This is a genomic window from Micromonospora sp. NBC_01796, from assembly GCF_035917455.1.
Classification (GTDB): domain Bacteria; phylum Actinomycetota; class Actinomycetes; order Mycobacteriales; family Micromonosporaceae; genus Micromonospora_G.
This window is the reverse complement of sequence record NZ_CP109078.1, coordinates 6,055,557-6,081,558: the sequence shown is the minus strand read 5'-3', so window position 1 is coordinate 6,081,558 and position 26,002 is coordinate 6,055,557. Positions and strand designations below refer to the sequence as shown.

The 26,002-nt window shown below is 73.3% G+C and carries 6 protein-coding genes; all 6 read right to left on the bottom strand.

What is annotated here, in order from left to right:
• Window positions 1–106: 106 nt before the first annotated feature.
• On the bottom strand, window positions 107–1,369 hold the full coding sequence (locus OIE47_RS27605) for a hypothetical protein (protein ID WP_326557423.1): 1,263 nt from the start codon (window positions 1,367–1,369) through the stop codon (window positions 107–109).
• Window positions 1,370–1,603: 234 nt separating this feature from the next.
• Window positions 1,604–2,746, bottom strand: a complete 1,143-nt coding sequence (locus OIE47_RS27600) for an alpha/beta fold hydrolase (RefSeq protein WP_326557422.1) — start codon at window positions 2,744–2,746, stop codon at window positions 1,604–1,606.
• Window positions 2,743–3,978: a hydroxymethylglutaryl-CoA synthase family protein gene (locus OIE47_RS27595; RefSeq protein ID WP_326557421.1), complete on the bottom strand. Its 1,236-nt coding sequence runs from the start codon at window positions 3,976–3,978 to the stop codon at window positions 2,743–2,745. The genes OIE47_RS27600 and OIE47_RS27595 overlap by 4 nt, the downstream gene beginning before the upstream one ends.
• Complete coding sequence (locus OIE47_RS27590) at window positions 3,975–4,217, bottom strand: acyl carrier protein (protein WP_326557420.1); 243 nt, start codon at window positions 4,215–4,217, stop codon at window positions 3,975–3,977. Before OIE47_RS27590 ends, OIE47_RS27595 begins: the two co-directional genes overlap by 4 nt.
• A complete protein-coding gene (locus OIE47_RS27585) occupies window positions 4,214–5,149 on the bottom strand; it encodes an LnmK family bifunctional acyltransferase/decarboxylase (RefSeq protein ID WP_326557419.1) in 936 nt (311 codons plus the stop codon). The genes OIE47_RS27590 and OIE47_RS27585 overlap by 4 nt, the downstream gene beginning before the upstream one ends.
• Entirely contained in the window at window positions 5,146–25,989 is a 20,844-nt protein-coding gene (locus tag OIE47_RS27580) for an SDR family NAD(P)-dependent oxidoreductase (RefSeq protein WP_326557418.1), read from the bottom strand. The genes OIE47_RS27585 and OIE47_RS27580 overlap by 4 nt, the downstream gene beginning before the upstream one ends.
• Between the last annotated feature and the right edge of the window lie 13 nt (window positions 25,990–26,002).

Sequence of the window (26,002 nt, the reverse complement as noted above, 5' to 3'; positions counted from 1 at the left end):
CTCGGTTCCCCGTACGGTCGTCGACACGACAACTCCGCCCAGGCGATCTGACGCCTGGGCGGAGTTGTCGTGTGGCGGGGTGGTGTGTGACCGGGTAGCCCGGTGGCTATTCGACCAGGACACGGTCCGGGGCGCGGCGCCTCAGGCGGCTGGAGCGGGCCAGCGAGAATATCCACATCACGAGGCCACCGCCGTCCACCAGGAACGTCAGGAGTGCGAACGCCAGCACGTCGGCCCAGGTGAAGCTGCCGGTCAGATGCTCGCCGCGGAAGAACGCGACCACCCGTCCCACGTAGAACCAGAGCAGCGGAATCGTCGCGGTGAACAGGGTGGCCAGGGAGAGGATGCGACCGAGGATCCACACCACGGCGAAGATCCGGATACTGCGCATCTCGCGCGGGGCGACGCCGGACTGGTCGATCAGCGGGCGGCGCCGCACCCGCCGCACGAGGTTGCGCAGGTACGCGCCGGTGTCTGCCATCAGGCTGCGGGTGTTCAACGCGGTCGCGATGATGTAGTAGAAGTCGGTACGCAGGAAGACGAACGTCTGCCACAGCAACCGGATGAACGACGTGAAGAGCGTTCCGGCGACCACGAGCCGCACCGGCTCGGGCAGGCCGAGAACCCCGACGTTGTTCAGCCACAGCGTGATGAACAGCAGCGCCGCGCCGAACACGTCGATCAGGACACCGGCGATCAGCGCGAGATACCGCTGGCGCTTGGATGCCAACCAGATTCCCGACATCTCGGTCTGGGCGACGATCGCGTACATCTGGTTGCCGATCGCGATGCGCGCCGAGACCCCGGCGCTGCGGGCGGCGACGACATGACCCAGCTCGTGCAGGAACACGCCGACGCAGGTGATTCCCAGGACGATCCACAGGTACGCCCAGAAGTACGTGTGGAACATGAGGCTGGACGGCCCGGGCAGCAGCCCCGGCCGGTCGACGGCGAGCACCACCGCGACCAGGGTCACCACGCCGCCCGCGGCGAGGACCGGCCAGCTCATCAGGCGCTGCGCGGTGCGCTGGGACATCCAGTCGAGATTCCAGGTGCGCGTCGGGCGGCGCGGCGGCTGCTCCGGCGCGGGCGTCTCGTCCGGCGCTCCGGCCGGTGCGACGAAGCCCTCTTCGGCCAGCGCCTCGAGGAACGCCGTCACGTCCGGGGACTCGTCGTGCCTGGTTTCGAAGCGGTGGACCGCCTCGCCGAGGGTGACGCCCTCGCGCAGCCACTCGAGCAGGTCGAGACCCTCCGCGGGGATGGACAGGTACACCTGACGACCATCGTCGCCGATCACGGCGAAGTCACCGTCCCTGCGGGCGGTGTACGGCCGGACCAGCACCGGCGCGTCGAGAGCGAACTCGGTCACCTTGGGGACACCTCCTCAGACTGTGCGGAAACTGCGGGATCGAGGGCGGGGGGCCCGTTTCCGGACCCCCCGCGTTGGTCGGTCAGACCGGGGACGGGCCGCACGGCACAGCAGCGCTGGCCTTGACGGACTCGAGCTTGCGTACCGGAAGAGCCTTCTTCCGGGTCTCGGTCTCCTTCGTCATGGGGAACACCTCCTCTCCGTTCCTGGTTGGGGTTCGGTGCCACCCGCCGTTCAGGGGCCGGCGGGGATCTGTGGGCCGGGGACGGCGTCCCCGGCGATGAACCGCGCGGCGAGATCCACGAGGTGGGGATCCGCGCGGAAGAGGGACAGGTGGTCGCCGTGCGGGGCGACGTGCAGCGCCGCCCCGGTGAGCCGGGCGGCGACGGCCCGCGACCCGGCGGGGTCCGCCGTGTGGTCGTCCTCGCTGGTGACGACGAGGGTGCGGTGGGTCAGACCGGCGAGGTACGGGCGGACGTCGGTGGCCATGATGTCGCCGTTGAGTTGGCAGTAGAGCCGCAGCAGGTCCGGCGTCGCGTACGGGTAGACCACCAGATGCGCCAGCTGCGGCGGGGCGACGCCGAGCATCGTGTTCGCGAGCACCGCGTGCACGGCCGCCGCCTGCTGCCTGCCCCGGGCCGCCAGCGCCATCAACGCCTGCAGGTTGCGCTGGTGGTCGGTCTTCGAGCTCTCGTCGCCGAGGTCGAAGTCGCCGTGCCAGAGGCTGAGCGACGACACCCGGTCCGGCTTGCGCGCTGCCGCGACGACGGCCACCACGGCACCACCGCACAGCCCGAGCAGGTGCGCGCGTTCCAGCGCGAAGTGGTCCAGGACCGCGAGCAGGTCCTCGGCCTGGGCTCCGACGTCGGCGCTGCCGGTGAACCCGTCGACGGCCGCGAACAGACCCCGGGTCTCGGGGACGAGGACGAAGAAGTCGCGCGACAGCCGGTCGAGCCAGCCCTCCGCGAGGCGGGCGGGCATCCCGCACGCGGACGCGATCAGTACCGCCGGCCGGTCCGGGTTGCCGGCGGAGTAGGTGGGCAGCACGACCCCGTCGCCGGTGCGTACGTCGGTACGCGGAAACCGGCCGGTGAAGTCGCGTCGGCGTGCCTCGGCCACGGCGATGTCGTCGTCGCCGTGGAGCAGCGGTGGGCCCACGGCGAGGTTCAGGAACTCGCTCACCACCCGCTCGAACGGGCCGAGCCCGGCCGCGTCGGACACGGGTGTCAGCGTCGGCAGGTTCAGCAGGTCGGTCAGCCGGGTCAGGCGGTCGGCGGTACCGGGGTCGGTGCACCGTACGCGTACCGGCTGCGGCAGGGCGCTCAGCAACGGCTCCACGGCCAGTAGTGCGCGGGCGAGGTCCAGCACGGCGGTCATGCGCCCACTCCGATCCACTCGTAGGTGCGGTGATAGCCCTGCGCGCCGGTGCAGGCGAGCAGCTCCCGGGAGATGCCGACGCGCTCCAGGACCGCCGCGCTGCGCTGCGGGTCGATCCGCTTGTCCGCCACCGGCACCAGGCAGTCGGCGGTGTCCGCGAGGATCCGCCGGTACTCGTCGAAGGTCAGCTCGCACCGGCCGGCGAGGTGCTCGCCGATGCGCATCCGGCCGACCGCCGCGGTGGACCGGGCGTCCACCAGTCCGCTGTAGAACTCGGCGGCGCAGCCGGAGCCGTACGAGTACAGGCCGACCCGGATCGGTTCCTCCGTGCGCAGGTGATCGATGAGGCTGGCCAGGGCCAGGTACACGGAGCCCGAACAGAGGTTGCCGACCAGGCGGGGGTACTCCAGGCCGGGCGCGACCCGGCGGGCGAAGTCCGTCTCGGCGTCGGGGAGCCGATGGTCGCGGGCCAGTTTGCGGTGTGCCGCGCGGACGATGCCGGCGAACGGCGTGTGCATCGCCAGCCCGGCGAACGTGGTGGCGAAGTCGGCCCCCTCGACCTTCTCCGCGTAGTGGCCGTAGGCGTTCGTCAGGCAGTCCAGATAGGCGAACAGCGACCGGTCGGCGTCGGCGATGTCGAAGGTGGGGCCGGGTCGGGCCGAGTCGAGGGTCTCGTAGCTGTACGTGCCGAACGCGCCCAGGTCCACGTCGAGGACCTGCGGGTCGGCGCCGAGCAGCACGGCCGCGGCACCGGTGCCCATCGCGGGTTCGGTGTAGGAGGCGGCCTCGTCCACGAGGGACACGTCGGTCGCGATCACCAGTGCCTTGGCGCCCGGCGACACACCGGAGGCGAGGTACCCGCAGGCCAGTTGCAGGGCCCCGGTCGCGGCGTAGCAGGCCTGCTTGACCTCGAACACCCGGCACCGGCGGCTGAGCCCGAGGTGGCGGTGCACGTACGACGCGATCGACTTGCTGTAGTCGAGGCCGGACTCGGTGGAGATGACCAGCAGTTCGATCCGGTCGCGGTCGGCCGGGTCCAGTGCCTCGACGATCGGCCGGGCGGCGTTGACCGCGTGCGTGACCGGATCCTCGAACGGCAGCGCGACCGACTTCGCCGTCATCATGAGGTTGTCGAGGCGGGCGGGGTCCAGTCCCCGCCCTTCGAACAGGACGGGCACCGGGACGGCGGCCACCCCGCAGTAGACGTTGAGGGCCTCGATGCCGGCGGTCACGTGGTCACCTCCCGGAGGAACCCGACCAGACGGTCGATGTCGGGCAGGTCGCTGAAGCTGCCGAGGGGCTCGTCGATGCCGAGCCGCTCGCGGAGGCCAAGGATGATCTCGACCCGGTCGATCGAGTCGGCACCGAGGTCGCGCAGGTGTTTGTCACCGGAGATCTGCTCGTCGGAAACCGACGGAAGAATCTCCATGATCACCTCGTACACCACCCGCCGGAGGTCCGTGTCGGTCATCTCTGGTCCTCCGTCCGTACCTGCTGCAGGGCGACCGCGATCGGCCGTCCGGTGTCGCGATCGGTGAGCACCACCCGTACGGTCTCGTCGGCGCCCGGCACGTCGCCGCCCGGCTGCCGGCTCACCCGAGCCCGCAGCACCGCGCCGGCGTCGGCGTTGCCCAGATAGCTCAGGCGCTGGTCGAGCACGACCCGGCGGAGGAACCCGGCGTCGGTACCGCCCCGGTGCCGCCACAACCGCAGCACGGCCCAGTCGACGATGGAAAAGTAGGCGGCGAAGTACAGCAGGCCGACGCCGTTGAGGTCGCGGCTGGGATCGACCGGGTAGTCGAGCACCAGCCGGTCGACCCCGTCCACCGGCTCGGGCGCGGCGTACAGGTCGCGCAGGTCCCCGTAGGCGCGTCTGGGCGAGTAGCGGGCCGGCAGGGCGGGGAGGTGGTCGTGGCGGAACCCGGGCGGCGACGCGCTGCGCAGGTCACCGTTGCCACCGGACGGGCCGCGTACGACCCAGCGGTTGAAGTTCTGCGCGTACAGGCAGGCCGGGTCGGGGTGGGCGTAGAACTCGTCCGGGTCGATCTTTCGGGCCGGTACGTCGCCCCGGCGGATCTCGTGCAGCGTCAGCACGGACTCGCTGCCGAATGCGAAGGCCCGCGAGTCCACGCGCAGCACGTCGCCGAAGGTCATGCCGCGCACGTGCAGGTCCGCGCCGCCGCGCAGGTGGAAGTAGTGGAAGGCCAGGTAGGTCGGCGCCCCGCCGGTGTCGCGGGCGGTGTAGACGTTGGTGCCGCTGACCGCGCTGACGGTGTCCCAGGTCCAGTCACCGATCTGCCCGACGAACAGCGAACCGGGACCGCACATTCCGGGCCGGACGACGGTCGTGCGGGTCGTCGCGTCGGGGCCGAGTAGTTCAAGCTCGGGGGTGAGCACGGTCATGACGCCTCCTTCCGTACGCTCGCCAGGAAGTCCGCCAGGAGCCGGTTGCAGGCGTCCGGGCTGGTCAGGTACGGGAAGTGCCCGGCATCGGCGATCTCGGCGTACCGCGCGCCGCGGATGCCCCGGTGCACCAGCCGCGCGGTCTCCAGCGGGATGACGGTGTCGTGTCGGCCCTGCACCACGAGCACCGGCAGGTCCAGTTCTCCGAGCCGGTGGCGCAGGTCGGGCCGGGCCGCGAACACGTCGAGGTAACGCAGGCCGGTCTGCGGGTCCATGCTTTCGCAGCGCAGCAGCAGGGCCTCGACGGCGGCGCGCTCGCGCCGGAGCCGGTCGGCGTCGGCGTCGGCGCCCTCGATCGTCCGGTCGAGGTCCTGTGCCGCCACGACGGCAAGCCGGTTGATCTCGCCAACCCGGTTGCCGATCTTGTACGAGCTGCCGAGCAGGCACAGCGACGCCGTGTCGGCCGGGTGGTTGAGCGCGAAGGTCAGCGCGACGAGCCCGCCGAACGACGCGCCTGCGACGTGGACCGGGCCGGTTACCCCGATCGTGCGCAGCACCTCCCGTTCGAGGGCGGCGAGCCCGTCGAGGGTGATGTCCGTCGCGCCGGTGGTGGCCCCGACGCCGGGGTGGTGGATGCTGATGACCCGGTAGTGCTCGGCCAGCCCGGCGAACTGCCGGGCGAACACGCCCGCGCCGATGTTGAACGGGTGGGTGAGCAGCAGCGGTGGGCCGTCGCCGGCGGTGAACACCTCGACCCGGGCGCCGGCCGCCGGCACGATCTGCCGGTGTACCGCCGGCTGGTACTCCCGCAGGACGGCCGCGTTGTCGTCGGACGGCCTGCGCTCGTCGCGCAACGCCTCCCGGACGTCTTCGGGCACCCGCTCGACCGGCTGGTAGACCGCCCGCGCCGCCTCCCCCGCCGTCCGGACCCCCCCGGTGACCAGCTCGGTCACGGGGCCGGGCCGGGCGACGAGCGCCGCGATGCGGGCCACGATCAACTCGGCGTCGGCCGGCCCGAACCCGACCGGAACCGCCAGTCGCACGGTGCCGGCGAGCGGCCCGCTCGCCAGGTGCGGCGCGCCCCGGACCCCGGCGCCCGCGTAGAGCCACGCCAGGCAGGACATCACCGGGTGCTCCTGGTCGGCGAACCCGGGCATCCGGGCGACGTCGAGCAGCAGGCAGTGCCCACCGGCCGCGTCAGCGACCGGCACGCCGGCGGCGCCCAGGCCGTCGCGGAGCGTCCGTACGGCAGCGACGCGCCGCCGTACGAGTTCCGCGACGCCGGCCCGGTCGGCAAGGGCGGCCCGCAGCGTCGTACGGGTGGACCGGTCGACCTCCCAGCCGCGACGCGCCACGTCCTCCCGCAGCCGTGCCGCCAGTTCGGCGTCGTTGGTGGCGACCAGCCCACCCGAGGTGACCCCGAAGTCCTTGGAGAGGCTGAAGGTCGCCGTGTCCACGAGCGCGAGCAACTCCCGTACCTCCGGCCACGGATCGCCGTCGTCGTCGGCCAGGAAGACGGCGTTCTCGACGATCCGGCTGGCATCCAGGACCAGCGGTACGCCGTGTCCGGTGGTGACCCGGCGTACCTCACGGAGGGCGTCGAGTTCGATCGGGGCCCCGCCCGCGGCGTTGTTGGACGCCTCGACCACCACGAACGACACCGCCCCCGCCGCCCGTCGAGCCAGTTCCGCCGCCAGCGCGCCGGGGTCGAGCCGACCGTTCCCGACCTGGACCGGCTCGTAGCCGAGGTCGACGAGCGACAGCAGCCAGGTGGGGAAGACGGCGGTGTGCAGCACCACGCCCCGGGGGCCGGGATGGCAGCGGCACAGCAGCGCCTCGGCCGAGCGCCCGGATCTGGTCGGTAGCACCTCGACGAACGGCAGCCAGTCCAGTTCGGTCAGCTCGGGCGGGTCGGACCGGGTGGCCAGTTCCCGCGTCCGTACGGCGATGAACCCGTCGGCCCGCTCCGCCCACGAGTCGGTCAGCAGGTCGACCGGGACCAGTTCGGCCGGCACGGTGAGGGCGTTGTACCCGTGCGCGGCCAGCACCTCGGCCCACTCCCGCCCCTGCCCCGCCGCCGGCGCGGGTACGGCGTCCGCCGGCGCCCGCACCACCTCGGCGTCGCCCGATGCCCGGCTCGGGGTGGAGGAGTCGACGAGGTCCGGGTTCCCGATCATCAGAATGATGTCGGTGACCGACGTCCGGTCGCCGGTCGCCGGCTGGCACAGGTAGATCGGCGTGTTCTCCGGCCGGAACTTGTTCTTGAACTGGAAGTTGCCCGTACCGAACACACCGATCGAGTGCAGCTCCTCGAGTGCACCGGCCACGTCCGGGTCCGCGTTCGGCGACTCGGTGATCGCGACACCGAAGCTCGCCCCGAAGCTGAACGAGGTACACCCCTCGGCGGCGGTGCGCTCGATGATCTGGGTGATCGCCCATTCCAGGCCGCCGTTCGGCATGGAGTCGGGATAGAACTCAAGATCCAGCAGGTAGCCGTTCTCCGACGGGATCCGGGTCACGATGACGGCGTTAACCAGGGTGTCGTCGACGTACGTGAGGAACACGCGGTGCCGTGGATCGAGTGCGCCCGTACGGATCTCCTCCCGGACCACACCGACGTACGGGTTCACCATCTGCTTCTGGCGACCCCAGGAGTCCATCAGCTCGACGATGCGCCGGTCGACGTCCGGGGACGCCCCGGTGCGGTACTCCTCGGTGCGGCACGCCCCGGCGCGTTCGAAACGGCGGAGCAGGTTCCGCAGCCGCTGCATCCTGCCGCCGCCGGTGGTGAATGTCGACAGGTCGGTCAGCCGCTGCACCGCCCCGAACGGGGTCGCGGTGACCGGCTCCCCGGCGACCTCGCTCAGGTGCGCGAGCGACAGGAAGTTCGGGCGCAGGGCGCCACGGCGTGCCCACGCCATCCACTCGGCGACAAGGTCGTGGAAGTGGTCGGGATGGCCGACGAAGCTCCAGGCGAACAGATCGTCGCCGCGTACGGAGAAGTTCACGTACCCGGCCCGCGCCGAGTCGACGAACGCGTACGGCGCGATGTCCCGGCCGGCGAGCCCGCCCTCCTTGGCGTACCGGCGGTCGAGGTCCGCCATGAGTGCCCGGAGCACGGGTCGTCCGGCGAGCGCTCGCTTGCGGACCACGACCGGCTCGCCGTCGACCTCGGCGTCGCTCTCGACGGTCCTGGTGGCGGGCGCCGTCGCCGTCCTGGTCGTGGCCTCGGCGCGTCCGGCGAGGAACCCGGTGAGGTCGGCCATCGTCGGCTGGTCGAACAGCAGCGTCTTGGGTAGCGCGCCGTACCGCCGTTCCAGTGCGCCGACCACCCGCAGCATGTCGAACGAGGTGAGCCCGTTGTCCGCGAACGACCGCCCGTGCTCCACCGGATGTCCGAGCGCCTCGGTCACGATCCCCTCGACCGGATCGGCGTCCACCGTGGGGCGTTTCCCCTGCGCACCACGCGCGACGAGCGCGGCGACGGCCTCGACGGTGTCGTGCTCGTACAGGTCGGCGGCGGTGAGCTCGACGTCGAACGTCGCCATGACGAGCCGCGCCAGCTCCATCCGGAAGATGGAGTCGAGGCCGAGGTCGGCGAAGGCCCGGTCGGCGGTGATCTGCGCGGCGTCGGTGCCGAGCACCCTGGCCACGCAGTCGCGGACCACCTCGGCCACCTCGCCGGGCGGCCCGGCGACCACGCCCACCGGGGCGGTCGCCGCCGGCGTGCCCACCGGAGCGACCCCCGTCGGAACGGCCGCCGTCGGAACGAGCGCCGTCAGCACCGCTGCCGGTGCCGGTGCCGGTGGGGTGTGTACCGGTTCCGTGGGGACGTGCGCGACCCGGACGGTGTGCGGTGGCGGCGGGACGGTCAGCGCCGACCCCGCATCGCGCGCCACACGGACGCCGTTCGCCGTGCCGCTGGGGATGCCGTTCCTGCTCGCCGCGCCGCTGGGGTGGCCGCTCGCCGTACCGGTCGCCATGCCGTTGTCGTTGGCCGTGCCGTTGCCGTTGCCGCTCGCCGGGCCGTTGCCGCTCGTGGTGCCGTTGACGTTGGCGCTCGGCGTGACGTTGCCGTTCGCCCGTGGGCGCGACGGGTCCCGCAGCACGATCCGGCCCGCGGCGGTGCGGACGGCCGGCGCGGGCGGCTCCGGAGCCGCCGGGCGGTCCACGTCGGTCCGGCGGGTGCGCTCGTCGAACCAGAACGGCTGCGGGTCGAGCGGCGGTGCGGGCACGGAGATCCGGGCCGGGTGCACGTCCCACAGCGCGGCCCAGTCGACGTCGGCGCCAGCGAGCCAGGCGCTGGTGTTGTCGTCCAGGCGGGGCGGGGCGCCGCCGAGCAGCACCGCGGTCGCCTCGGCGACGTCGGCGACGACAGCGGCGAACCGGTGCCGGAGCGCCTCGCGTCCGGTCTGCAGGGTGTACGCGACACGTGCCAGGTCCGGACGGTCCGATCCGCTCACGAGGTACCGCGCCACCCGCCTCCGGTACACCTCCAGCGCCCCGGGATTGTCCGCCGACAGGACCAGCCGCCACGGGCCGGGCGCCGGGCGGGGCTCGACGGGCGGCGGTGACTCCAGGACCAGGTGGGCGTTGGTGCCGCCGAACCCGAACGAGCTGACTCCCGCGACCCGGGCGCCGGTCCAGGGCATCCCCCGGTCCAGGATGGTGAACGGTGTGCCGTCCAACCGGAGGTACGGGTTGCGGCTGTGCTGGTGCAGGGTCGGCGGCAGTTGCCCGTACCGGATGGACAGCAGGACCTTCAGCAGCCCGGCGATACCCGCGGCCGCCTCCAGGTGGCCGATGTTGGTCTTCACCGCACCGACCGCGATCGCGCCGTCGACCCCGTCGAACGCCTTCTTGAGACCTTCGATCTCGATCGGGTCACCGAGACGGGTGCCGGTGCCGTGCGCCTCGATGTAGCTGACACGGGCCGGCTCCACACCGGCCGCGCGGTACGCCCGCGTGATCACCCTGGCCTGCGCCTCCGGGTTGGGCGCGGTCAGCGACGGTCCGCGACCGGCGTGGTTGACCGCGCTGCCCCGGATGACGGCGATCACCTGGTCCCCGTCGGCGAGGGCCGTCCGCAACGGCTTCAGCAGTACGACGCCGCATCCCTCGCCGCGTCCGTACCCGTCGGCGGACGCGTCGAACGTCTTGCACCGGCCGTCGGCGCTGAGCATGCCCGAGGACTGGAACGCCACGAACAGTCCCGGGCTCAGCAACACGTTCACCCCACCGGCGAGCGCCATCGAGCACTCGCCGGACACCAGTGCCCGTACCGCCCGGTGCACCGCGACCAGGGAGCTGGAGCAGGCGGTGTCGATCGCCTCGCTGGGGCCGCGAAGATCCAGCAGGTAGGAGACCCGGTTCGCGAGGATGCAGTCCGCGAGGCCGCTGGCGGTGTGTGCCTCGACCGGCACGTCGTGCGCACGCAGCAGGTCGTCGTAGTCACACGCGGACACCCCGACGAACAGCCCGGTGTCGGTGCCGGCGAGGTCCGCGTGCCGGTACCCGGCATCGGCGACGGCCTGCCACGCCGTCTGCAGGAACAGCCGCTGCTGCGGGTCCATCAGCGCGGCCTCGCGGGGGGCGATCCCGAACCTGGCGGCGTCGAAGGAGCGCACGTCGTCGAGGAAACCGGCCCGGATCCCGGCAGTGGCTGGGTCGTTCAGCAGGTCCGTACGGTCGGACGGTACGGCGCGGACGAGGTCGTCGCCATCGACGAGGTGCTGCCAGAAGGCGTCCAGATCCGGCGAGCCGGGCAGCACCCCGGCCACCCCGACCACGGCCACCGCATCGGCCGGCACGGCCTCCTCGTCCAGGCTCGGTACACCGCCGGCATGCGCAACCACAGGTGCACCCGCCACGTCGCCGACATGTGCCACGGCAGCGTCGCGGGCCACACCGCCGACATCCGCCGCACCGGGTTCCACCTCGACATCGGCCAACTCGCCGAAGGTCGCCACGACCGAGGTCGACGCGACAGGAGTCGACGCGACCGGGGCCATCACCGCAGGAGTCGACGCGGCCGGGGTCGGGAGGACGGTGCGGAGGTGGGCGGCAAGGGCGGTCAGCGTCGGGCGCTCGTAGAGGACCGTCGGGAGCAGGTCCAGGCCGAACCGGTCGTTGACCTGGTTGACCAGCCCGGTCAGGGAGATCGAATCGAAGCCGAGGTCCAGCAGCCCGGTGTCCGGATCGACCTCTTCGGGGTCGACCAGCAGGAAGCCCGCGGCCAACCCGCGCAGCTCGAGGTCCAGGTCCAGGTCAGGACGAGGGTCGGCGGGCGGTTCGAGCGGTGCGACCGCCGTCGGGCGGTGCACCGCGACCACCGGGTCGGATCCCGAGGCCACGCGATCGAACGCGTGCAGCGCCTCGGCGGTACCCAGGGGCTCGCTACCCCAACGCCGGGCGAACAGGCGGCGGGTGGCATCGTCGACCGCCATGCCGCCGTCGGCCCACAGCGGCCAGCAGATCGACACCACGCCGGGTCGACCCGCCGCGAACTCGTCCAGGAACGCGTTGGCGTACGCGTAGTCCACCTGCCCCAGATTCCCGGTACGACCCGCGATCGAGGAGCACAGCGCGAAGAACTCCGGCGGTTCGGCGCCGAGCGCGTCCACGAGGTACCGCAGGCCGAAGACCTTCGGAGCGAGGACCGCGTCGATGCCCGAGGTCGACTTCGCCAGCGCCCGGGCGTCGTCGTGGGTTCCGGCGGCGTGGATCACCCCGTCGATCCGCCCGTAACGGTCCCGGACCTCGGTGACGGCGCGGCGCACCTCGGCCTGCACGGTCACGTCGGCACGTACGAAGGCAAAGTCGTGATCCGACGGCGCGGTCCGGCCGACCAGCACCACCGCGGCGGGCGCGCGGGTCGCGACGAGGTGCGCGGCGAGATGGCGGCCGATCGCGCCCGTACCACCGATCACGACGTACACGCCGCCGGTTTGCCGTACCGGTGTGCCGGGTCGGAAGGGCACCATCCGGCGCACCTGGCGGACCCCGGCGGCGTACCGGATGTCGTGGACACGCTCCTCCGGCGGGCCGGACACGTGCCGAAGGTCCCCGTCGGTGGGTCCGCCGCCCCGGACCACGGCCCCGGAGAACCCGCTGTGCTCCAGCGACAGGGTGCGCAGGGCGGCGGAGACGGCCGTGTACGCCGGCCGTTCGTCCGGGCAGCCGACGACGACCCGAAGCTGCGCGGCCGGGTCGCGGCCGAGGACCTCGGTCGCCGCCCGCAGGACCTCGTGCAGGCTCGCGCGAACCTCGTCGGCGAGCCCGCCGGTCACGGCCGGCAGGTGTACGAGGACAACGTCCGGTTCGGCCTGGTCCGCCCGACCGCCGAACGTCGGACCATCCCCGATCACCCGGATCCGGGCGGGCGGTGCTCCGGTGACGGACACCGGCTCGTCCGTCCATTCCGGGCGGAGGTACACGCAGGGGTCGGTCGCCACGGACAAATCCGTGGGCGGCGACACCACGCGCAGGTCGTCGACGCGCAGCAGAACCCGCCCGCCGTCGTCGGTGATCCGCAGTCGGAACCGGCGCTCGGCGGTCCCCCCGGCGAGGTCCTCGGCCACCACCCAGGACCGCGTGGGCAGCGGACCGTCGCAGACGAGCGCCGCGAAACCGGCCGGCACCTGCAACCGGTCGGGGCCGGGCAGCGCGGCGAGCGCCTGGAACGCCCCGTCCAGGACCAGCGGGCGCTCGGTGGCCTCGATCCGGGCGAGGCAGACACCGTCGCCTACCCGGATGTCGCGCAGCACCCGCATCCGCTCACCGTGCTCGAGGCCGGCCGCGCGCATCGTCGCGTACAGGTCGGCGGGTTCGACCGCGTCGCCGCAGCGGGCCCGGACCTCGGCCAGGTCGACGGTCTCGGCGAGCCGGGCGGAAGTGTCGTAGCCGCCGGTGAGGTACGTGGTTCCGGCGTCGGCAACGGTGAACCTGCCGTCGTCCAACCGCACCCGTGGCCGGCTGTGCCCACCGGCGGGCAGCGGCGCCCGCCACCGTACGTCGTGCAGGGCGAACGACGCCCCGAGACCGGAGCAGACCAGTTCCAGCGAGGCCGCGCCCGGCATGACCCCCTGCCCGCCGACCAGATGGTCGCCGTTCCCGGCAGACGGTGATCCGGTCGGCGACGGCAGCCACAGCCGCTGCCGCTCGAACGGGTACGGCGGCAGGGTCACCCGCCCCGGCCGGACGCTCCACCGGCTCGCCCAGTCGACGGGTACGCCGCGTACCCACAGCTCCGCCAGGTTGTCGAGCCTGCCCTGCCGGAGCAGCCCCGCGGTGATCTCGGCACCGCCGTCCCCACTGAACAGCGGGTCGGCCCCGACGACACCGGTGACGACGTCACCGGAGCGCAGCCGCCGTACCAGTTCGGTGGTGTCCGAAACGACGACCGCCAACCGGTGGGCGAGCTCCGCGCGCCCGACCTGCATGGTGTACGCGAGCTGGTCGAGTCGTGGGAGCCCGCGCTCGACGTGGTCGGCCACGGCGGACGCGAGCGCCCGGAGCTGCGCGGGCGTCCGCGCCGACAGCACCGCGACGTGCGGGCCGGGCTGGACGGGCGCCGGTTCCGGCGCGGGCCACCCGGCAACCACGAGGTGGGTGTTCGCACCGCCGGCGCCGAACGAGCTGATTCCGGCCCGCCTGGGCCCCGTCCACGGCTGCGCCTCGGTGGGCAGGACGAAGGTGCCGGACAGGTCGATGCGCGGGTTGACGGTGGCGAGGTTCGCGCAGGGGGCGATCGTGCCGTGCGCCAGTTGCAGCAGTACCTTCGTCAGCCCGGCGATGCCCGCGGCACCCTCCAGGTGGCCGATGTTGGCCTTGACCGATCCGACGGCGACGGGCCGGGCCCCCGGCCGGGCCGTGCCGAGCGCCTTGGCCAGGCCGGCGATCTCGATCGGGTCACCGAGGGCCGTACCGGTGCCGTGCGCCTCCAGGTAGCCGACGTCGGCGGGCCCGACGCCGGCCTCGGCGAGGGCCCGGACGACCAGGTCGGCCTGTGCGTTGGGATTCGGGACCGTGTAGCCGGCGGTCCGGCCGCCCGCGTTGACAAAACCGCCCTCGATGACACCCCAGATCCGGTCGCCGTCGCGCTGCGCCGCGGACAGCGGCTTGAGCAGTACCGCACCGACACCCTCGCCGGGGACGAACCCGTCGGCGCGCTCGTCGAACACCTTGCAGGCACCGTCGGCGGACAGCATCGTCATCGAGGAGAGCGCGATCAGGTGCGCCGGGTGCAGGACCAGGTTGACGCCGCCGGCAATCGCGGTGGAGCACTCGCCCCGACGGAGACTCTCGCAGGCCAGATGGACGGCGGTCAGCGAGGACGAGCACGCCGAGTCGACGGCGAAGCTGGGGCCGGTCAGGTCGAGGGTGTACGACACCCGGTTGGCGATCGACCAGTACGCCGAATGCCCGTCGGTGTACCGGCCCTCCGGCCAGCCCTGCGCGGCGGCGATCCGGCCGTAGGACCCGTACATCGTGCCGACGAACACCCCGGTGTCGTGCCGCAGTTGCGCGCCCAGCCCGCCGGCGTCCTCCAGCAGCAGCCAGGCGGTCTCCAGGAACAGCCGCTCCTGCGGGTCCATCGCGGCCGCGTCGCTGGGCAGGATCCCGAACATCGCGGGATCGAACCGGTCGACGTCGTCGATGAAGGCGGCCCATCGGCTGTACGTGTGGCCGGGCCGGCCTCGGCGCGGGTCGAAGTGCTCGCGCCAGTCCCACCGGTCCGCCGGCACCTCGGTGATGGAGGTCCTGCCGGAGACCAGGTTCTGCCAGAACTCGTCCAGGTTCCGCGCGCCCGGGTAGCGGCCCGCGACCCCGACGACCGCGATCGGTTCCCGCCCGGCCGCGATCGGTTCCGGCCCCGCCGTGGCGGTGGCGGGGGTACGGGCGGGAGCCGGCACCGGCTGCGGCACGACAGCCCCGACCGGTGCCGTACGGAGTGTCGCGGCGAGTCGCTCCGGCCGCTCCCGGGCCAGGTGGTCGGCGAGCTGCCCGATCGTCAGGTACTCGAACAGCAGCGTCGCCGGCAGGTCGCCGAGGTCGGCCTCGAACCGGCGTACGATCCGCTGGCTCACCAGCGAGTCGACGCCGAAGTTGTCGAAGGTCAGGGTGTCGTCGAGGTCCGCCGGGCGGTACTTCAGCATCTCCGCGAACACGTTCCGGACGTACTCCCGGACGGAAGCCGCCGGAACCGTCGCGAGGGCCGGCTCGGCGGACGGAGCACCTCCGGTCGCGACGAGGACGCACTGCTCCTGCGCGTCGTCGGCGACTCCGGGCATACCGGCGATCCGGACCGCCAGGCCCGCCTCGGCGAGGGCCGCCCGCCAGCCCGTGGGCGACAGCAGCGGCGAGTGCGGGAGCCGCCGGTGCCCGTCGGTGAACCGCCACCAACCCGGCAGCAGCCCGAACGTGGCGGTGAGGAAGTCGGAGGCGCGGGTGACCTCGTTGACGAGCAGTACGCCACCGGGTCGCAGCAGTGATCGGGCGTGATGCAGGGTGCGGACCACGTCCTCGGTGGCGTGCAGCACGTTCGTGGCCAGTACGACGTCGTACGTGCCGGTCTCGAAACCCTGTGCGGCCGGGTCCCGTTCGATGTCGAGAACCCGGAACGCGAGGCCCGGGAACCGTACGCCGAACCGCTCCTCGCCCTCGCGCAGGAACGCGGCGGTGACGTCGGTGTAGTCGTACCGTGCACCGGCGCAGGCTTCGAGGGCGAACGCCGAGCCCGCTCCGGTGCCGGCTCCGATCTCCAGTACCCGACCCGGTCGGCCGTGCACCCGGCTCAGCGCGGCCGACACCTCGGCGGCCATCAGCCGGTGGTAGAAGTCCGCCGCCCGCTGCCCCCGGTACACGGCGGCGACCAGGTCCGTGGTGCCGCCCGGGAACAGGACCTCGGTCGGCGGGGTGCTTCCCCGCAGGACCCCGGGCAGGGCGTCGACGCATCGGTTGAGCAGCTCCACGTGCGGCGCCAGGTCGGGGTGCCGGGCCAGCAGGTCGGTGGCGGACAGGCCGGTCCTCGGCTCCGCCGTCGCGGCTGCGACAGCGGCACGCAGGGGGCCGGCGACGGCCGGGAGGGGCCGGTCGCGAAGCAGGTCGCGGGCCAGCCCGTCGAGTGCCCGGAACCCGTCGCTGGAGCGGGTCAGTGCCGGGTCCGTGATCGGGTCGGGCTCGCCGCCCTGCACCGCCTGGGGCTGCACGGCGGCCGGGCGGACGCCGAGGGTGGAGAGGCCCTGTGGTGTGCCCTTGAGGACGGCGACCTGCGGGTACGAACCGGCCAGGATCCGTTCCAGCGCGGCGATGCCCTCGGCGGGTTCGATGGAGCCGATGCCCAGCGCCGCGAACCGGGCCGCGTGACCGGCGTCGGCGACGATGCCGACGGTGCCCCAGTAGCCCCAGTTGACTACGCGGACCGGTCGGCCGCGCCGGTGCAGTGCCAGCCCGTACGCGTCCTCGAACGTGCTCGCGGCGGCATAGTTGGCCTGGCCGGGGGCGGGTGCGAAGGACAGTGCCGAGGAGAAAACGGCGAGGAAGTCGAGGGGGTCGCCGTCGAGCGCGGCGGCCAGCGCGGCGAGGCCGGTGACCTTCGGTCGCAGCGCCTCGGCGAACTCGACGTCGTCCATCATGGACAGCGAGCGGTCGCGCAGTGCTATGGCGGCGTGGATCGCACCGTTGACGGGGCCGAGCCGGTGTCGCGCCTCGGCCACCGCCCACCGGACCGCTTCGGGATCGCCGGCGTCCGCGCGCAGGTACACGGCCCGGCCACCGAGCGCCTCGATCTCCGTCGCCAGGCCACGGATGCGGTCGTCCTCCGGTGAACGGCCGAGCCACGCCAGTCGGGCACGCCTGGTGCGGGCGAGATGCCGGCTGACCTCCATCCCGATGCCGCCGGTTCCGCCGAGGATGAGGTAGACGCCACCGTCGCGCAAGGGTGCCGGCGCCGCCGGCGGTTCGGCGACCGGTTCGAGGGTACGGACGAGGCGACGGTTGCCCCGCAGCACGACGAGCCGGTCGGCGCCGCGTTCCCGGCGAATCGCCGTGGCGAGTGCGGTGGCATCGCCGGATCCGGCATCGACACAGGTGACCGACCACTGCGGATACTCGGCGGTGATCGCGCTGGCGAGCCCGACCAGGCCGGCTGCGTGCGGGTGGACCGGTTCGCCGGCCAGCCCGGCAACGCCCGCCACGACGAAGGTCAGGGTCAGCGGGTACCGGTCCGCGCCGAGGTCGAGCAGGCCGCGCAGCAGGCGGAAGGCGTCGAGCGTGGAGGTGTCGTCCTCGGGCGGCGCGGCCGGGTCGTCCGTCCGCGCCAGTACGTACATCGTGTCGAACCGGTCCTGCGGCAGTTCCCCGAGCCGGAGCGTGACGTCGGCGCCCAGCGCGTCGGCGAGGGACGCGTCGGCGGCGGTGTGCACGGCAACGGTCCGGCCAACGTGCGGCTCACCGGTCAGCGGGGCGGTCTCCGACCAGGTCGGCAGATACAACAAACCCGCCTCGGCAGGTGTTGTCCCTGCGCTGTCCCGGGGTCGTAGCGCCACGCCGTCGAGCCGGGCCCGGACCCGGCCGGCCGGGTCGGTGAGCACGACGTCGAACCGGTGGCCGTCGCGGCGGGTGACGTGCACCCGCGCCTCCGTCGGCAGGCCCTCGGTTACGAACGCCGACTCGACCCCGAAGGGCACGAGCGGTCGGTCGGACGGTTCGAGCAGCCCCGCGATGGCCTGCATCGCCCCGTCGAGGAGTTGCACCTCGTCACCGGCTCGGGCAACGAGGGTCCCGACCGCCTCACCGGCACCCACCCGCAGCGCGGTCAGTACCCGGAACGACGGTCCGTAGGCCAGGCCCGCCCGTGCGAATCCCGCGTACAGCTCGTCAACCCGGAGCGGGGTGGGACAGCGGGCCTCGACCGCGGCGAGATCCAGACGGCCCGGCGACTCCGGTTCGACGTCCGCGTCGCGCCAGGTGGCGGTGGCGTACAGTTCGCCGCCGACGGTCAGGGTGATCCGGTCGTTCCGGGTGACGACCGTGGTCAGTGGCGCGCCGACGACAACCGGCCGCAGCCAGGTCACGGCAGCGACCAGAGGCGTGCCGTCGCTGGTCGCCGACCGCAGGAACGCCGCGCCGGGCAGGACCGGTTCACCGCCGATGGTGTGCTCGGCCACCAGCCGGTCGGTCGGCGCGAGGGCCGACACGGTACGGTCGCGGCCGACCCAGAACCGGTCGCGGGCGAACGGGTACGTGGGCAGGGGCACCCGCCGGCCGGTGTGCAGCGCCGCCCAGTCGACCTCGCCGCCGCCGACCCAACGCTCGGCGAGCGCTACCAGCTCGGCCGGCACGCCGGGTGCCACGGGTCCGCCGCGCAGTTGCCGTACCAGGTCGGCGGTGTCCGTGACGACGTACGCCGCACGTACCGCGAGCTTGGTCCGGCCCAGCGCGAGCGTGGTGGCGACGTCGTGGACGTCGGCGGCGGTGTCCGACAGGTGCCGGGCCAGCCGGTCGAGGAGTTCGCGCAGCGCGGTCGCGGTCCGGGCGGACACGGGCACCACGACCGGCCCGGTCCCGGTGCCCGCCGGCCGGCTGGGCGCCTCCGCCACGACGACGTGGCAGTTGGTGCCGCTGAAGCCGAACGAGCTGACCCCCGCGACGAGCCGCTCGCCGCGCCACTCGACGCGTTCGGTGACCACCGGAAGCCCGGGGATCGGCGCGTCGACGTGCGGGGTCGGCGGTAGCTGTCGGTGACGCAGGCAGAGCAGGACCTTGAGCAGGCCGGCGATGCCGGCGGCCATGGTGGTGTGGCCGATGTTCGCCTTGACCGAGCCGATCACCAGGTCCGGACCGGCGACCTGGGCGAGCGCCTTGACCTCGATCGGGTCGCCGAGGGCGGTGCCGGTGCCGTGCGCCTCGACGTAACCGACCTCGGCGCCGGCCCTGGCGTGGACCTCACGCAGGAGCGCGGCCTGGGAGACCGCACTGGGTGCGGTGATCCCGTTGGTACGGCCGTCGCCGTTCACACCGCTCGCGAGGAGGACCCCGTGCACGTGGTCGCCGTCGGCGAGCGCCCGGTCCAGCCGCTTGAGTACGACGGCACCGACGCCCTCACCGAGGACGATGCCGTCGGCGGTCGTGTCGAACGGCGCGCACCGCCCGGTCGGCGACAGCATCCCGGTCTGGCTGGTCCAGACCTGCATCTGGGGTGTGCACATCACGGCCACCCCGCCGGCGAGCGCGGTGTCGCAGCTGCCCGAGCGGAGGCTCTCGCAGGCCAGGTGCACGGCGGTCAGGGACGACGAGCAGGCGGTGTCAATCGCCATCGTGGGCCCGGTCAGGTTGAGCAGGTACGCGATCCGGGCGGGCAGGATCGAGCTGGCGGTGCCGAGGAACGCCTCACTGGTGTCGCCCTGCCCGTGCCGCTCCAGCAGGCGTGGGTAGTCCCCGGCGCCACAGCCGACGAAGACGCCGCAGCGCATCGCCTGGCCGGCGTACCCGGCGTCCTCCAGCGCGGCCCACGCCTGCTCCAGGAAGAGCCGCTGTTGCGGGTCCATGGCCTCGGCGTCGAGCGGCGAGACACGGAACAGACCGGCGTCGAACGCGTCGACGTCATCGAGCAGGGCCGCCCACCGGCTACGGGTGGTGCCGGGCGCGGTGGGGTCGGGGTCGAAGATCCCGGTCAGGTCCCAGCGGTCGGCGGACACCTCCCGGATCGAGGATCGGCCGGCGGCGAGGTTGTCCCAGAACGCCTCCAGGTCGGGCGCGCCCGGGAACCGTCCGGCCATGCCGATGACGGCGATCGGCACGGGCGGTTCGGTCGCGCGTGTCCCGCCCGGCCGCGGTCGCACCACCGGCTGCGGTGGCTGCGGGGCGAACGTCAACGGGGGTGGCCCTGACACCGACTCCCCAACCGGCGCGGGTCCGGGGGACGGCGGTGTGAGCACCAACGGCGGCGGCCCGGCGCTCACCCCACCGGCCCCGGTGGACGAAGCCGGCGCCACCGTGGGCTCAGCGAGCACCATGGGCGCACTGGACGTCGTGGAAAAAGCCGGCGCCGCCGTGGTCGCGGCCGGCGCTGTGGCGGGAACCGGCGCCGTTGGGGAAACGGGCGCTGTGGCGGGAACCGGCGCAGGCGGTGGCGCGGTGGCCTGGATGTGCAGCGCGGTGGACTCGGCGGAGTTGCGGAGCACGGCCTCGGCGAGGTCGGGCACGGTGGGATGGTCGTAGACGGCGACCGAGTCCAGGTCGGTGCCGAACCGGCGGTTCAGGTCGCGCACCAGCTCGACTGCTCCGATGGAGTCCAGGCCCAGGTCGGCGAAGCTGCGTGACGGCACGACCTCGTCCGGGCGCAGGTACAGCAACGCGCCCACTATCTCCACCACCGCTTCGCGGACCCCGTCGCCGTCGAGCCCCGGCCCGGCAGCCGGCTCCGGCTCCGGCGTGACCCCGGCGCGGAAGTCATCGACCTTGGCGAAATGTTCCCGTACGAGTGCGGCCGACTCCGCGCCGAGGACGCTCTCGTGCATGCGTACCTCGCTGGCGATGATCTCCGGCAGCCGGCTGAGCATCCGGCCCGCCAACTCGCTCTTGAGCAACCGCACGACCGGCGCCGGCTTGTCGGCCATCGACCGCGCCAGGTCCAGCGCCGCCGCCAGCACCTCGTCCTGCGGCAGGACGGTCACGTTGGCGCCGCGACGGCGCAGTTCCGCGCCGGTCAGCGACCGCCCGGTCAGCAGCATCTCGGCGGACAGAGCCGCACCGAAGCGCTGCTCGAGAACGTAGGTCGCGCCCATGCCGGGGGTGAAGCCGTACCGGGTGAAGTTCGCGCTGTACACGGACTCCTCGCTCAGGACGACCACGTCGCCGTAGCAGGCGAACGCGAGTCCGCCACCGGAGGCGTGACCGGCGGCTGCGGTGACGACGGGCCGGGTACAGCGCAGCATTCCCTCGTACACGAACGCCGCGTCGGTGAACGTGCCGCCGCCCTCGGCCAGGGTCTGCAATGCCTCCGGAGTGCCGCCCATGCTGAACACGGAACCGTTACCGGTGACGACGACCGCACGGACGTCGTCGCGCCGCTCGATCTCCGCGAACGCCTCCCCCAACGCGTCCAGCAGACCCGCGGTGAACATCGGCGATCGCATCGAGAGCAACGCGACGCCGTGGTCCAGGATGCGGAACTCAAGCTCGGGCCCGTCCGTCACGCCCCCCGCCTCCGTCGCGTCCGGCCCGCTCGTCGCATCCGGCCCGCTCGTCGCGTCCGGCCCGCTCGTCGCATCCGGCCCGCTCGTCGCGTCCGGCCCGCTCGTCGCAATAGGCCGGCTCGTCGCGTCAGGCAGGTTCGTCGCGTCCGGCCGGCCGGGCCGGTCAGCTCCGGTTTCCAGGGCCGCCGCGGGCGCATCGACCCGCGGGGACACCACAGCACCCTGTGACGCCTCCCAACCACCGAGCCAGCACCGCTCCTCGGGGAGCGGGCAACCCGGCAGCGGTACGCGGCGGGGCCGCGCGTCCGGGTAGCAGGCCGCCCAGTCCACCTCGCCGCCGCCCACCCAGTGCCGTGCCACCTCATCCAGGCGTCCGGCCCGGAACAGCGCGACCACGTCGCCGTCGACCGGGGCGCCGGAGACCACCACGTCCCCGGCGGTGTCCGCACCCCGGGCGAACCGTTGCAGCGCGGTGCGCAGTCCGGCGACTCCCCGCGCGACCACGGCCAGCCGGACCGGCAACGCCGCCCGCCCCACCTGCGTCGTGAAGGCGATGTCACCCGCGCCGCCGTCCGTGGTGAGCTCGTCGAGCCGCGTCGCCACGCTGAGTCCGCCGACCGCTTCCGCGCCCACCAGGTCCACCAGGCGCGGCGGCGCGAGTCCCAGATCGCCGAGGGTCGCCGACGGCTCCAGCGCCTCCTCGGGCACGCCGAGCAACCGGGCCACGGCTCCGGTCACACCCGCCGACGCGGGCAGCCCGGCCGCCATGGCCGCCGCGTACGCGCGCAGCGTCTCGGCGGTGGGCGCGGAGAGCACCACGAGGGCCGGGCCGTCCGGCGCCGCGGCGGGACCGGGGACGAACTCCTCCACCAGTACGTGGGCGTTGGTGCCACCGGCGCCGAACGCGCTCACGCCCGCGCGGCGGGGCACACCCGGTCGCGGGATCCACGGTTCCAGCGCCCGCTGCACCCGCAACGGCGTCGCGGCGAAGTCGATGTGCGGGTTGAGTTCCTCGGCGTGCAGCGACGGCACCAGTGCGCGGTGCCGCAGTTGCAACAGCACCTTGGTCAGTCCGGCCACGCCGGCGGCGCCCTCCAGGTGCCCGATGTTCGACTTGACCGAGCCGATCGCGCACGCCCCGGCGCGCAGGTCGGCGCCGTCGAACGCCTGCCGGAGCCCCTCGACCTCGATCGGGTCGCCGAGGGCGGTGCCCGTCCCGTGCGCCTCGACGTAGCCGATGGTGGCCGGGTCCCAACCGGCCGAGTCCAGGGCGCCACGGACGAGGGCGGCCTGCGAACCGGGACTCGGTACGGTGGCGCCCGCGGTACGCCCGGTGTGGTTGAGGGCCGTCGCGCGGATGACGCCGTACACGTGGTCGCCGTCGGCGAGTGCCCGCGACAGCGGCTTGAGCAGGACCGCGCCGACGCCCTCGCCGGGCACGTATCCGGTACCGCCGCTGCCGAAGGCCCGGCACCGCCCGTCGACGGAGAGCCACTGCCCCTGCGCCAGCTGCAGGTACTTCTGCGGGTGCACGGTGACGTTCACCCCGCCGGCCAGCGCGAGGGTGCACTCCCCCCGCCGGATGCTCTCGACCGCGAGGTGCACGGCGGTCAGCGACGACGAGCAGGCGGTGTCGACGGCGAGGGACGGTCCGGTCAGGTCGAAGGTGTGCGACACCCGGTTCGCGATCGCGCAGTGCATGGCGGTCGGGGCCACCCCGTCGGACGCACCATCCACGAGTTGGTAGTGGTTCCACATGACGCCCGCGTAGACGCCGACCACCTCGCCGCGCAGGCCCTCGGGCGGATACCCCGCGTTCTCCAGGGTCTGCCAGCAGGCCGTGAGGAAGAGCCGCTCCTGGGGATCCATCCGCTCGGCGTCGCGGCGGGAAACCCCGAAGAACGCCGGCGCGAACCGGTCGACCCCGTCGAGGAACCCGCCCCAGCGGCCGTACGTGCGTCCCGGTGTGTGCTTGTCCGGGTCGAACAGGGCCGCGTGGTTCCAGCGGCCGGCGGGGACCTCGGTGATCCCGTCGACGCCGCCGGAGAGGTTGCGCCAGAAGGCGTCGAGGTCCTCCGCGCCGGGATACCGACCGGCCAGACCGATGACCGCGATCGCGTCGCCGACCGGTTCCGCGACGGATTCCGGCGCGGTGACCTCGGGCGACGAGGCATCGGGCGCCACGGGTACGAGGTCGCGCAGGCGTTCCGGTGTCCCGTGCAGCACGAGCAGGGATTCGTACGGGCTGAGCAGCGCCCCGCGCAGCACGCCGAGCCCGGCGGGCGTGGGCATGGGGACCTGGCCCGTCTGCTCGTACGAGCGCCGCACGACGTCGGGGGTGACCCGCATCCCGCCCTCGGCCCAGAGCGGCCAGTCGATGACGACCGTACGCCCACGGCCCTGCCGCTCGACGTGACGCAGGCAGGCGTTGGCGAAGGCGTACGCGGCCTGGCCCGGGTTGGCGACGTCGGCGGACGCGGAGGAGTACGCGACCAGGAAGTCGAGATCGTCGTCGGCGGTGGCAGCGTCGAGGTGGCGCAGCCCGTCGAGCTTCGGCCCGGCGACGGTGTCGAGGTCGGCCGGGTCGCCCCGGAAGAACACCCCGTCGCGGGTTATCCCGGCGCAGTGGAAAACGCCGTCGATCCGGCCGAAGTGCTGCCGGATGTCCGCGACCGCGGCACGTACGTCGGCGGGGTCGGTCACGTCGGCGGTCACCACGTGGACCTGCGCACCCGCGGCCCGGCACCGCTGAACGAGTCCCGGCGCGGGCTCGGTGCGGGACAGCAGGGCGATCCGCGCCCGGTGCCGCTGGGCGAGGTCCGTCGCGAGGAGTTCGGCGAGCCCGCCGGAGCCGCCGGTGATGAGATACACCCCGCCGTCGCGGAACGGTTCCCGGCCGTCGCCCTCGGCAGCCAGCACGACCTCGCGCCAGCGTCGGACGAGCCTCCGCCCGCCGACGTGGCGGACCTCGGGCTCGACGCCTGCGGCGCCGAGTTCCGCGCGTATCGCGTCGGCCAGCCGGTCCGGGTCGGCGACGTGGACGAATCGGCAGCGCAGCCCGGGGACCTCGGCGGTCACGGTACGGGCCAGCGCGGCGGTCGCGGCCTGCCTCGGCGTCAGTTCGCCGGTTGTCACGACGAACAGGTCACGAGGCCCGGCGTCGACGAGCGCGGTGGCGGCCCGCCAGAGGTCGGCGGCAGGGTCGGCGGTCACCAGGACGATCACGTTCGGGACGTCCGGCAGCGCGCCGAGCCGTTGCACGGACTCGACGTGCGCGGCGGCCAGCCCGGCCGGCGACGCGGCGGCGACGACGAGCACGTCCGCGAGGTCCACCCTCGGCGGCTCCGGGTCCGCCGGGACCCACTCGTCCGCGAAGGACAGGGTCGAGCCGGTCACCTCGGTCCCGGCCGCGGCCAGGCTGTGGTGGGCGGACAGGTACGCGGCGAGCGCGTCGACGGTGGTGTGCTCGAACAGCAGGGTGGGGTACAACCTCTGTCCGACCATCCGTTCCACCCGCTCGGTCAGCCGTAGCAGGGTGACGGAGTCGAGGCCGAGGTCGTAGAAGCCGGTTCCGGTCGCGATCTCGCCGGGTGACCGGCCGAGCACCTCGGCCACCGCGGCACGCAGCGTCGGGGTGAAGCCGTTGCCTGCTGGAACCGCGAGCGGCCGTTGCGCGGGAGGCGTCACCGCCGGGGCGGGCGGCATCTGCCCGGCGGGGGTCACCGCCGGGGCGGGCGGCATCTGCCCGGCGGGGGTCACCGCCGGGGCGGGCGGCGGCGCGGGGGAGCCTGCCACCTCGGCGAGCAGGCGGTGCACGACGCCGGGTTCACGGATCCGCTTGCAGGTGAGGCCGGTGAAGCCGGCCAGGAATCGGCCGTACTCGTCGCGGATGGTGTAGTCCGTGGTGATCACGTCGCCGGAGGTGGCGAGCCGTTCGGGGCTCGCGACGTGTACGTAGCACGTCGGCGGCAGCCCCTCGGGGGCCCGCAGTTCCCGTACGAACATCGGCACGAACGGGTCGTCGGTGGGCATGCCGACCTGCCCGAACCCGGCAAGGGTCGAGGCGTCGAGCGAGGCCGGGTGCAGATGGAATCCGGCGTCGAGCGTGGCGTCGGAGTGCTCCCTCGTGAGTTCCGCCAGCAGTTGACCGCCGCCGGTGTGCAAAGTGCCTCGGCAGCGCATCGCCGCGCCGTGCCGGATGTGTTCGCGGACCGCCCGCTGGTACAGCACCTCGACCTGGTCCTGACGGGTGGCGGTGGCGCGGAGTCCGTCGAGGTCGACCGGCGCCGGCAGCGGCTCGTCGGTGATGCAGACCAGCCCGTGCGCGTTGTCGTGCCACCCGGAGACCGGTTCGTCGCCCCGCAGCCACCGGCTCCGGACCGTGAACGGGTGGCCGCCGTCGTGGTGCTCGTCGATGGTGAGTACGACCTCGCGGTCGAAGCCCTCCGTGGTGACGATCGCCTCGGCGAGCACGGTGTCGCGTACGCACAGTCGCCGCAGGTCCCAGCCCGCCGCGATGGCGGTCCGGTAGACGAGGTCGAAGAAGACGACGCCGGGAAGCACCGACACGCCGTGCAACCGGTGGTTCCGCATGACGAAGTCGTCATGGGTGAGCCGGAACCGGCTCTGTAGACCAGCCATCGCAGCCCTCCTC

What these genes read in the sequence shown, in the direction of transcription:
- OIE47_RS27585 (WP_326557419.1), bottom strand. Translation starts at nt 5,149, where the DNA reads ATGACCGTGCTCACCCCCGAGCTTGAACTACTCGGCCCCGACGCGACG.
- OIE47_RS27580 (WP_326557418.1), bottom strand. Translation starts at nt 25,989, where the DNA reads ATGGCTGGTCTACAGAGCCGGTTCCGGCTCACCCATGACGACTTCGTC.
- OIE47_RS27600 (WP_326557422.1), bottom strand. Translation starts at nt 2,746, where the DNA reads ATGACCGCCGTGCTGGACCTCGCCCGCGCACTACTGGCCGTGGAGCCG.
- OIE47_RS27590 (WP_326557420.1), bottom strand. Translation starts at nt 4,217, where the DNA reads ATGACCGACACGGACCTCCGGCGGGTGGTGTACGAGGTGATCATGGAG.